The sequence below is a fragment of the Shewanella sp. 30m-14 genome, assembly GCF_052977125.1.
The window spans coordinates 105,565-116,059 of the sequence record NZ_JBRILW010000011.1 but is presented as its reverse complement, the minus strand read 5'-3'; the positions used below and the strand labels follow the sequence as shown (position 1 = coordinate 116,059).

The window sequence follows — 10,495 nt, the reverse complement described above, 5'->3', positions numbered from 1 at the left end:
CGCGGATTTTATTACTGAGCACTGCAGTCAACATTTCTTTCTGGACAATATTTGCTATGCAATCGTTTCAAACACTAAAAGTACTTATCATCGATGATGCCCCCACATTTCTATTTACCATCAAGAGTATGTTGGTAAAGCTAGGTTTTTCTGAAACCGACGTGCTGACATCAAAAAGCGCCAAAATGGCACTCGCTCTTGCTGCAAATAAGCAGTTTGATGTAATTATTTGTGATTTCAACTTTGGTGTAGGCATGAATGGGAAGCAATTGTTTGAGGAGTTCAAGCACCTAAACCTGCTGAGCGATGAAGCCGTATTTATACTAGTCACGGGAGATAATTCGTCCGCTACTGTCAGACCTATTCTTGAACTGAAACCTGACGAGTATTTATTAAAGCCTTTCAATGCCATTACCTTAAAAAATCGCTTATCTATCGCCATTAGGCGCAGAAAAAAATTATTAGGTCTCTATACTGCTGAGCGAAAATTAGATGCCCACCAAGGGCTACAACTATGCGACGAAATGGCACCATTTCATCCTGAATACTACTTTGTCATCCAACGCTTTAGAGGCGTATTCTTAACGATGCTGGAGCGTCATGAACAGGCTAAAATAGTGTACCAGTCTACACTCGCCAAAAAAGATCTGGACTGGGCTAAAGTAGGATTAGCCAACTCGTTAGCAAACCTAGGGCAAACCGAGGAAGCCGATTGTATTATCAACCAATTGCTTATCTCTTTACCCAACGATACGCGAGTAAGAACTGAAGCTGCCTATGTAAAACTTAAGAATAACGATATTCCCACGGCGATATCGCATCTAGAGCTAGCCAGTCAACTTGTACCGGGTAATTCTGAAAGAGAGCAGATCATCGTTAACCTTTGCCTTTCAGTTAACGACTATGATCAGGCACTTGAGCGCTTTAGACTTTATCTGGAGATCAACAAAGATACCTACCGAAATAATGAATACGCCAAACTGAGTTTGATCCGTACCATTCTCTATTCAGCCCGCACTTCTCATAAAAGAAATACCTTAATAGAAGAAGCGAAACATCACCTTCGGCTATTGATGGACTCAAAAGACGAGTCAATTAAAAATGAAGTCACACTTATTAAAGCTCATATCTCAATTGAGTTAGGCTATTATCGCAGTGCCATCAGTATGTTAAAGGGCTTACACTCTAAGGGGGCTTTTCAGCACTTTTACGCCGCATTTCATTATGCCTGGCTACTGAATGTTATGAGTGTTGAAAATGAATTTGATCTAGCAATCCAATGGTCTAGTGAAACCTTAGGCTATGAGACAAGTCAGATTATTTTTTCGAGTAAAGTCGCGATGCTCGATAGTTTGAAAACGGGAAATGCAGTAAAACGAGTCTGGTTAAAAGAGCAATACACCTTCGTAAAAAATAACGGCGCAGACAAATTAACTCTGCTTGAAACCTACCTCGCAATAAATGAAAAGGCTCCACTGCTAAAAACCGTGTGCTTGAATATTATCAAGTCATTGTCTTATGTTTGGCCTAGGCAATATGGCGCGGGGCAAGTTCAGCAGATCATCGCTCGATGCGATAATGTTATCAGGCAGCTGTATGTTGATGAAGAACTCGTAGCAAACAATTACCAAGAGTATTACCAATCAGCCCTCGATAAGTGTACAAACCAAGCTGAGTAACTGCTTTTTGCGAGTGAAAAGCTAACCATTAAGCCACTTTAAAATGAGTGCAGCACCTCTACTTTGAACAAGGGCTTCTTGTTAGTGCGCAGAGTCATTAACCTTATTAATGACTCTGCGATATGTAGTAATAAGATTTAAAACTGATCGCCCTCTCTAAAGTCAGACACTTTAATAAATTGAACACCAGAAAACGCTCTATTAGAGATGAACTCAACGATGCTTTTATGAAAAAAAACATAACTCTTAGAGCAGTTGGCAACTTTAAAAATCAGACGATTAGCTTCATCAATACTATCTAATACAGTCTTATTCAGAGAATAGCGCTTTACCTCAAGCAGATCGTCATCGTCAAAATAAAACATTTCAATTTCGGAGTTAACAAGATCAATACAGTCCAACTCTTTATAGAAGCCAAAATACCAATAACTATCATGCCAAACGCTAGTATCATCTATAAATACAGCGGGGTAAATTTGCATCCCCTCGATCTTGTATTGGCTAAATTTGTCCTTCAGTTCATCGTTTATCAATAAACCTGAAGTATCAACAAACAGATCCGTTAAAGGCCGTTTCTGATTTGTTTCGTCTCTAAAACCATTAGAAAAAATCAATGGTTGTTCACCGCTAACTAGCTTTGTGTAATGATATTTTCTTTGCGCTGTTTCTCTATCAGGCCGAATGTATACCAGCTCATCACCACGAGGACGAAAAGCAATATAATACTCATCATTATATGTTGTCATTGCTTACTCTTAAACTATCGCTATATTCGATACGTGATGATTGATAACTCATGGTTTATAAATGATATTTGCTAACTGATAGCTCATTCTTATCAGATTACTGTTAGTTGCTCGCATATTTACTCAAATAGTAACTGCGAATAGTTGCTCACAATTGTTATCTCATACATAGCGGCTGTGTAGCATGAACACTCCTGTTATTCCCCTTCATACAAAATGAAGCACCTAGCACCTTCTAACAAGCCGCTATTCACATAATAAATTCAACTTACTGCAATCGAAAACTGTTTATACCGTCTAAAATGCCATAGATAGCCATAACTGGGGTACAACCTAAAACAGACATACATGGCCTATCGCTATGATGCAGCTCATCTTACCACATTGAAAAATAGATACTTTATTTCTAAACTCTTAAAAGTGGCTATTTGTCAGATTCATTCCATTTGAAACAGCGTCCCATAAATGCAATCAAATCGATTGATTTACCAACCAGGTATTTACTGTACATAAAAACAGTATATACTGTTTATCAATACAGTGTTTTGAAAAGGACATCACTATGCTTTGCCAACTCAGCATCAACAACTTTGCTATTGTGCGTTTTTTGGAACTCGACTTTAAAGCCGGTATGACCAGTATTACTGGTGAGACTGGCGCGGGGAAATCGATTGCTATCGATGCCCTTGGCCTTTGTTTAGGTAATCGAGCCGACGCGAATAGCATTAGACCTGGTGCCACTAAGGCCGAAGTAAGTGCCCGCTTTTTATTAGATGATACTCCAGCCGCTAAACGCTGGCTTGAAGATAACGATCTTGAACTTGATGATGAATGCATCTTACGCCGCACGATTAGCAGTGACGGCCGCTCACGCGCCTACATAAACGGTAACCCCGTTCCCTTAGTGCAAATCAAGTCGCTAGGACAACTATTAATTGGTATTCACGGTCAACATGCCCACCACGCCATGTTAAAAAGTGAACATCAACTCACTCTATTAGATAGCTATGCTAACCATAAGATGCTGCTCGACGGTGTGACCGCCAGCTACCATAGATGTAAGACAATCGAAAAACAGCTACACCTATTAGAAATGTCCCAGCAAGAACGCTTAGCTCGAAAGCAGTTGCTGCAATATCAGGTTGAAGAGCTAAACGAGTTTGCCATTAATGAAGGTGAATTTGAGTCTATTGAAGCCGAGCACAAGAAGCTGGCGAACAGCACCGCGCTTATCGAGCTTTGCCGTAGCCAACTACACATTCTGCAAGACTGTGATGAAGGCTGTGTTGAATCACTGCTAAATACCAGTATCAGCCAAGGGCAAGATCTCGAAAGCTACGATCCTGAACTGGGTAATGTCGTGGCTATGCTTAACGATGCGCTGATCCAAGTGCAGGAGAGTAGCAGTGAACTTGAACGCTACTTAGATGGCTTAGAGCTCGATCCAGAATACTTCGCTCACTTAGAGCTGCGACTCTCAAAAGCTATGCAACTTGCGCGTAAACATCAAGTATCAGGTAACGAACTCTATAAACATCACCAAAGTCTATTAGATGAACTCATGGATTTAGGCTCTGATGACGACAAACTTGACGATATACGTGAGCAACTAAGAGCAAGCCAGGCAGCCTATTTACAGCATGCTAAAAAACTCAGTCAAAGCCGCAGCCGCTACGCTAAAGAGCTTGATAAGCAAGTGACTCAGTCTATCCATGAGCTCAACATGCCTAAGGGCAAGTTTACTATTGCGGTGAATTTTAACGAGGCTGTTGTTACGCCAACGGGTTGTGACAATATTGAGTTTTTAGTTTCAACTAACCCTGGTCAGCCTCTGCAGCCAATTGCCAAAGTGGCATCGGGTGGTGAACTGTCACGTATTGGTTTAGGTATTCAGGTGATCACCGCTAAGAAGGTCTCAACTCCAACCTTGATTTTTGATGAGGTCGACGTCGGTATTTCAGGGCCGACAGCTGCCGTTGTTGGTCGTATGCTTAGAAGTCTTGGTGGATCAACACAGGTATTTTGTGTGACTCATTTGCCTCAGGTTGCAGGTAATGGCCATCAACATATGTTCGTTAATAAGAGCAGTAAGGCCGGCAAAACGGAGACCTCAATGGTGACGCTCGATAAAACTCAGCGCATTGAAGAGCTCGCACGTCTATTAGGTGGCGACACCATCACCAGCAATACTCTGGCGAACGCAAAGGAACTCCTGCTTAGCTAATCTCTTTTTTAGCGAGTAAAACAAAAATGCAGAGCTAAGCTCTGCATTTTTTATTCTTTAAACAGCTATCAAGCAAAGTAGTAAGCTAAACCTTGTAAACAAAGTAGCGAAAAAATACCCGCAAGCACATCGTCAATCATAATACCAAAACCGCCATGAACCTTAGCATCAAGCCAACGAATGGGCCATGGCTTTAAGATATCGAATAAACGAAACAGTAGAAAACCAATAGCCAACCACTGCCACCCTGCTGGTGCGGCAATCATGGTGATCAACAATCCGACTACCTCATCCCAAACAATCGCACCATGGTCATGCACGCCCATATCTTTTGATGCTTTATCACAGATGTAAAAACCCGCAAGCATACAGATAACAGTCAATCCGATATACCAAGGCAAACTCAAAGGTGCCATGAGTAAATAAAGTGGAATGGCAGCGATAGTGCCAAAAGTACCCGGCGCTTTTGCCGCGAGCCCAGAGCCAAATCCTAAAGCCAAAAAGTGGATAGGATTTTTTAATGAAAGCTTAGCTAGTACAGGATCTTTAGAGAGTAAATTCATTAGTTAAAGTGCTCAAAGCCCAAATTAATAGGTTCAAATGGCTGATTTCCACTAAGCAATTGTAATTGCCCGCCAGTACATACTTGTCCAATCTGGGTAAATTTCACACCCGATTCAACGAGTGATATCTCTAGCGCACCTTTTTGAGCTTCTGGAACGGTGAATAATAGCTCATAATCTTCACCACCGGTTAATGCATAGCTTAGTGCCATCTCAGCTGACGTATTACGTTTAAGCTGTGCAGACATTGGGATATTATCGACATTAATGATAGCGCCAACTTGTGAGCTTTTAAGCACATGTTGAATATCTGATATGAGTCCATCAGAGATATCAATGGCGCTTGAGGCAAGTGTGCGCAGTGATTGCCCAGCTAGCACCCGCGGAGTAGGCCTGTAATGACGGTTTATCAGATACGCTCTGTCATCGATGTTCGCCTCAGCTTTATTACGCAGAAGATCTAAGCCTAGTGCTGAGTCCCCTAGATTTCCTGTTACATAAATCCAATCACCATTTTTAGCACCACTACGAGTCAGCCCGCTGCCTCTAGGTACCTGACCATTAATAGTGATGGTGATAGAGCGTGGACCGCGTGTGGTGTCGCCACCGATAAGTGCGACACCATAATATTCTGCTATCTCAAACAAGCCCGCACTAAAGTCAGCGAGCCAAGCCTCATCAACCTCGGGTAAGGTCAGTGCTAAGGTCATCCAAGCAGGTTCTGCGCCCATTGACGCCAAATCAGATAAGTTTACTGCAAGCGACTTATAGCCAAGCTCTTTAGCTGGCATATCAGGGAAAAAGTGTACATTTTCAACTAAAGTGTCACACGAGATGGCAATAGACTTATTTTCTGCTGGCTTAACTATGGCGCAATCATCGCCAATACCAATAACAACGTCTTTGCGAGACTGAGCGCGCCCAGTAAAAAAACTTTCGATTAATTGAAATTCTTTCACAATACCAATCACAAATTAGAGGAAGGATTCAGGGATAAATAAGGTAAGTGTAAATCAGGCCGTCACGCTAGCAAAGATTAGGAATTACTGCGCTTTGCTCAGGTGGAAAATGCATGGACTGTTCTTATCCCACTGTCAGATCTAACAAAAACGGCATCCTAGGATGCCGTTTCTATTAACTATCTATTGCGTGCTACCAGCTTATCGAGAATGCCGTTAACAAACTTATGTCCATCTTCTGCGCCGAATGCTTTTGCAAGCTCGATAGCTTCGTTAATCGCTACCTTATAAGGCACATCCTTGCGGAATGTCAGTTCATAAGTTGCTAGACGTACAATCGCTTTTTCAACTGGGTCCACTTCATCAAGTGGACGAGTCAAGAATGGAGTGATTAACTCATCCAATTGACTCTTCTTTGTTGCAACGCCACCTAATAGCTCACGAAAGTAAGCGATATCGACGCCATCAATAACTTGTTCTGTTAGAAACTCATGCTCAACATCAGCAATATTGTTACCACTTAGCTGCCATGAGTAAATGGCCTGAACGGCTAAACGGCGGGCCTTACGGCGCTCTGAAGGCTTCATTAAATTGTCCTAAATTACAGCTGTTCTTCAAGTGCTTGCAGAACGTTAACCATTTCTAGCAGACCAAGTGCAGCTTCGCCGCCTTTGTTACCTGCTTTAGTACCCGAACGCTCAATAGCTTGTTCAATGGTATCTGTGGTTAAAACGCCAAATGCAACGGGAATATCAAACTCAAGTGCTACTTGAGCCAAACCTTTATTACATTCACCTGCAACAAAATCGAAATGAGGTGTACCACCACGGATAACCGCACCTAGTGCGATGATACCGTCAAATTTTCCGCTAGCCGCGACGCGGCGTGCAGCGAGTGGCAGTTCAACAGCGCCAGGCACTTTAACTACAGTGATATTGTCATCTGCAACTTGGCCAAAACGCTTAAGAGTGTCAACCGCGCCATCGAGTAAACTATCAACAAGAAAACTGTTAAAACGTGAAACTACGATCGCAACTTTGGCGTTTTTCGATTCGATATTACCTTGAACTACGTTCATTTATCTTACCTAAATTAGCTTAATTACCCAGCATAGGGACGGAAGAGGCGGTATGATACCACAGCACTCCGCACTGATCGCTATGCAATTAATAAGAAAAGTGTGAATTTAAGCCTCAGACTGACAATCAACCTGAGGCCAGCATTTATTCTGCAATATATTCAGTTACTTCTAAACCAAAGCCTGAAAGAGAATGATAGCGCTTTGGCGAGCTTAATAAACGCATCTTTGTTACGCCCACATCCGCAAGAATTTGTGAGCCTACACCCACTTGGCGAGACGTACCTTGCCATTGTGCAGCAACAGGTGTGCTACCGTTATCTTCAGCTTCAAAAGCTTTAACTTTGGCTAGAATATCGCTGCTGTGCTCATGATTACCCAATAACACCAACACGCCACCCTCATTGCTAATGCGCTCCATCGCTTTCTCTAATGGCCAGCTACGCTGCTGATCACGCTCTGAATGCAATAAATCATTGAAGGTGTTTTGTAGATGCACACGTACTAATGTGTTTTCGGTAACGTCGCCTTTAACTAATACATGATGCAACTGGTTATCGATTGTATCGCGGTAAGTCAGCATTTCAAACTCGCCAAAACGAGTTGGCAACTTACATTTCGCTTCACGAACAACACTGGTTTCTTTGGTGTTACGGTATTCGATAAGGTCGGCAATCGTGCCCATCTTCAAGCCATGCTTTTTCGCGAAGATTTCAAGATCAGGGCGACGGGCCATGGTGCCGTCATCATTAAGAATTTCAACAATGACCGATGATGCTTCAAAACCTGCTAGGCGCGCTAAATCACAGCCCGCTTCAGTGTGGCCAGCACGAATAAGTACGCCACCTTCTTGCGCCATTAGCGGGAAGATGTGGCCAGGCTGCACGATATCCGATGGCTTTGCATCTTTACCCACCGCCGCAAGCACGGTTACTGCACGGTCTTGCGCCGAAATGCCCGTGGTTACGCCCTCGGCCGCTTCGATTGAAACGGTAAAGTTAGTCGAAAACTGGGCATTGTTGTTAGTGACCATCAAAGGTAAGTTAAGCTGCTGACAGCGCGCTTTAGTCAATGTTTGGCAGATAAGGCCACGGCCAAATGTCGCCATGAAATTCACAGCTTCAGGCGTCACCATGTCGGCAGCCATGATCAGATCGCCTTCATTTTCTCTGTCTTCGTCATCCATCAAGATCACCATCTTACCTAGACGAATATCTTCGATGATCTCTTCTATACTATGTAACGCCATGTTCAGACCTTTATTTTTCTCACTGTATTCTAAGTTACATGCGTCAATAACGATGAACTTAAACCAGTATCTAATGTAATGATTATTCTTGATTGTATATAGACTTAATTAAGACAAATTTAATCGTCAAATCCGCCTTAAGCCAGTCTTTATCGTAAAAAACCTGAGCGAGCTAACAATTCCATAGTCACTTCTGACTTGGGGCTGCTCTCTTGCTCTTGGGTGCCGTAACTCATTAGCCTTTCTAAATGACGGGCTATCAAGTCCACTTCAATATTAACGTTGTCGCCGGCCTTCAAATCCACTAAGGTCGTTTCACCTGCAGTGTGCGGCACTATGGTCAGCCTAAATCTATGCCCTTGCACTTCATTAACGGTTAAGCTCACACCATCGATTGTAATTGAACCTTTATGGGCGATATAGCGGCCCAGTTCTACAGGTGGTGTTAGCCAAAACTCAATCGCTTGGCCCCGAAACTGTCTGTCGTCCACATGGGCAATACCATCAACATGACCACTGACCATATGCCCACCTAAACGGGTTGTGGGGGTAACGGCTTTTTCAAGGTTAACGGCTTTTCCAACCTGATAATGAGAGAACCCCGTCAAATTGACTGTTTCGGCTGAAATATCTGCCACATAACCGTCGCTCATTAACTCAACAACGGTTAAACACACACCATTGGTGGCAATACTGTCGCCAAGTTTAACATCTGACAAATCCAGTTTTCCGCTGGCGACGGTTAAACGAATATCATCACCACGGCGCTGCACTTTTCTTAAGTGACCAACTGACTCAATAATCCCAGTAAACATAAACTAATTACTCACTCTTAACGTTAAGCGGGTGTCTTTACCCACTTTGCGCTCATCGATTAGGTTGAGGCGCGGTATGTCCATCATGGCTTGAAAATCATCTAGCGCGAGCAAATTACGCCCATGAGAGCCTAAGATTTTCATCGCTTGATACAGCACGATTTCATCTGCAAGCTCTTGGTTAACAAAGGCCCCTGCGAGTGTTGCCCCAGCTTCAACGAGTACTGAGTTACAACTCTCCCCCAATAAACCCAACAAGGCTTGCAGGTCAATACGAGAATCAACCGCGGGCAAAATTTGATGAGTCACATGAGCTGGCCAAGCTGCTTTCACATTCTCGGGGTACGCGATTGTCGACACCAACAAAGTAGGGCTTGTTGTGTTAAATAAGTTTAGCTCAGCGCCAAGGCGTGCTTGACTGTCTAATACTACCCGCAGTGGTTGATGAATTTCTGCTGGTGCTAACTGGTGTGCAAGCGAGCCTAATTCGCTATGACGCACATTGAGGCTCGGATCATCAGCAAGTATCGTCTCAACACCTGTGACCAATGCACAATGGCGCGCACGAAGCCGCTGAACGTCGCTGCGCGCTTCAGGTCCCGTTATCCATTTTGACACACCATTAGACAGCGCAGTCTTACCATCGATACTCGCAGCAAGCTTAACCGTGACCCACGGCAAGCCTTTCTCCATTCGCTTTAAAAAGCCTAGGTTAACTTGCTTCGCTTCTTCGGTCATCAAGCCCACATCGACTTGAATGCCAGCCTCTCGCAGCATGGCAATGCCACGACCAGACACTTGTGGATTGGGGTCGGTAACGGCAATGACAACACGGCTTACACCGTGCTCGATTAATGCTTTAGCACAAGGAGGCGTACGGCCATAGTGGCTGCAAGGTTCTAGCGTGACATAGGCGGTAGCCCCTTTGGCATCGATTCCAGCCATATTTAAGGCGTAAACTTCGGCGTGAGGACCGCCAGCACGAATATGGTAGCCTTCGCCAACAATTTCGCCATCTTTGACGATAACGCTGCCAACACAAGGATTTGGACGAGTGGTGTAAATGCCCTTTTGTGCCAATTCAATGGCCAGGCTCATCATTTGACTGTCTTCGATAGACCACATAATGGCGGCAATTCCGATTGTTCGATTGTTTGAGGACTAAGCGGTTGGCTTAGCCCA

Annotated in this window: 10 protein-coding genes; 2 read left to right on the top strand and 8 right to left on the bottom strand. The window is 43.6% G+C overall.

Translation table 11 applies throughout. The features are described from left to right. The first annotated feature begins 56 nt into the window (after nt 1-56). Entirely contained in the window at nt 57-1,679 is a 1,623-nt protein-coding gene (locus tag ACVBIU_RS10295) for a response regulator (protein WP_447161879.1), read from the top strand. Nucleotides 1,680-1,816: 137 nt separating this feature from the next. Here the strand turns inward: ACVBIU_RS10295 and ACVBIU_RS10290 are convergent, their stop codons facing one another. Continuing rightward, nucleotides 1,817-2,425 carry an imm11 family protein gene (locus ACVBIU_RS10290; protein WP_447163656.1) on the bottom strand — a complete coding sequence of 203 codons (609 nt, stop codon included), beginning with the start codon at nt 2,423-2,425 and terminating at the stop codon, nt 1,817-1,819. Between the two features lie 562 nt (nt 2,426-2,987). On the opposite strand from ACVBIU_RS10290, the gene recN reads away from it, so the two are divergent. Further along, complete coding sequence (recN, locus tag ACVBIU_RS10285) at nt 2,988-4,649, top strand: DNA repair protein RecN (protein WP_447161881.1); 1,662 nt, start codon at nt 2,988-2,990, stop codon at nt 4,647-4,649. Nucleotides 4,650-4,717: 68 nt separating this feature from the next. On the opposite strand, the gene ACVBIU_RS10280 is transcribed toward recN, so the two are convergent. The 7 genes from ACVBIU_RS10280 to ribD form a co-directional block, all read right to left on the bottom strand. Further along, the gene (locus tag ACVBIU_RS10280) at nt 4,718-5,212 is read right to left on the bottom strand and encodes a phosphatidylglycerophosphatase A family protein (protein WP_447161882.1); all 495 of its coding nucleotides are present in this window, start codon (nt 5,210-5,212) and stop codon (nt 4,718-4,720) included. Then, on the bottom strand, nt 5,212-6,171 hold the full coding sequence (thiL, locus tag ACVBIU_RS10275) for a thiamine-phosphate kinase (protein WP_447161883.1): 960 nt from the start codon (nt 6,169-6,171) through the stop codon (nt 5,212-5,214). Before thiL ends, ACVBIU_RS10280 begins: the two co-directional genes overlap by 1 nt. A gap of 179 nt (nt 6,172-6,350) precedes the next feature. After that, nucleotides 6,351-6,758 (bottom strand): transcription antitermination factor NusB, encoded by a 408-nt coding sequence (gene nusB, locus ACVBIU_RS10270; protein ID WP_447161884.1) that lies wholly within the window; start codon nt 6,756-6,758, stop codon nt 6,351-6,353. A 14-nt stretch (nt 6,759-6,772) separates the two neighbouring features. Then, a complete protein-coding gene (gene ribH / locus ACVBIU_RS10265; RefSeq protein ID WP_447161885.1) occupies nt 6,773-7,249 on the bottom strand; it encodes a 6,7-dimethyl-8-ribityllumazine synthase in 477 nt (158 codons plus the stop codon). A gap of 145 nt (nt 7,250-7,394) precedes the next feature. Next, a complete protein-coding gene (gene ribBA / locus ACVBIU_RS10260) occupies nt 7,395-8,498 on the bottom strand; it encodes a bifunctional 3,4-dihydroxy-2-butanone-4-phosphate synthase/GTP cyclohydrolase II (protein WP_447161886.1) in 1,104 nt (367 codons plus the stop codon). 149 nt (nt 8,499-8,647) lie between these two features. After that, entirely contained in the window at nt 8,648-9,313 is a 666-nt protein-coding gene (locus tag ACVBIU_RS10255; protein ID WP_447161887.1) for a riboflavin synthase, read from the bottom strand. A 3-nt stretch (nt 9,314-9,316) separates the two neighbouring features. Next, nucleotides 9,317-10,438, bottom strand: coding sequence for a bifunctional diaminohydroxyphosphoribosylaminopyrimidine deaminase/5-amino-6-(5-phosphoribosylamino)uracil reductase RibD (ribD, locus tag ACVBIU_RS10250; protein WP_447163657.1), 1,122 nt, complete (start codon nt 10,436-10,438; stop codon nt 9,317-9,319). Nucleotides 10,439-10,495 lie beyond the last annotated feature (57 nt).

Excerpts from the sequence above, each read along its gene's own strand:
- ACVBIU_RS10295 (WP_447161879.1), top strand. The coding sequence starts at position 57 with ATGCAATCGTTTCAAACACTAAAAGTACTTATCATCGATGATGCCCCC.
- ACVBIU_RS10290 (WP_447163656.1), bottom strand. The coding sequence starts at position 2,425 with ATGACAACATATAATGATGAGTATTATATTGCTTTTCGTCCTCGTGGT.
- recN (WP_447161881.1), top strand. The coding sequence starts at position 2,988 with ATGCTTTGCCAACTCAGCATCAACAACTTTGCTATTGTGCGTTTTTTG.
- ACVBIU_RS10280 (WP_447161882.1), bottom strand. The coding sequence starts at position 5,212 with ATGAATTTACTCTCTAAAGATCCTGTACTAGCTAAGCTTTCATTAAAA.
- nusB (WP_447161884.1), bottom strand. The coding sequence starts at position 6,758 with ATGAAGCCTTCAGAGCGCCGTAAGGCCCGCCGTTTAGCCGTTCAGGCC.
- ribH (WP_447161885.1), bottom strand. The coding sequence starts at position 7,249 with ATGAACGTAGTTCAAGGTAATATCGAATCGAAAAACGCCAAAGTTGCG.
- ribBA (WP_447161886.1), bottom strand. The coding sequence starts at position 8,498 with ATGGCGTTACATAGTATAGAAGAGATCATCGAAGATATTCGTCTAGGT.
- ACVBIU_RS10255 (WP_447161887.1), bottom strand. The coding sequence starts at position 9,313 with ATGTTTACTGGGATTATTGAGTCAGTTGGTCACTTAAGAAAAGTGCAG.
- ribD (WP_447163657.1), bottom strand. The coding sequence starts at position 10,438 with ATGTGGTCTATCGAAGACAGTCAAATGATGAGCCTGGCCATTGAATTG.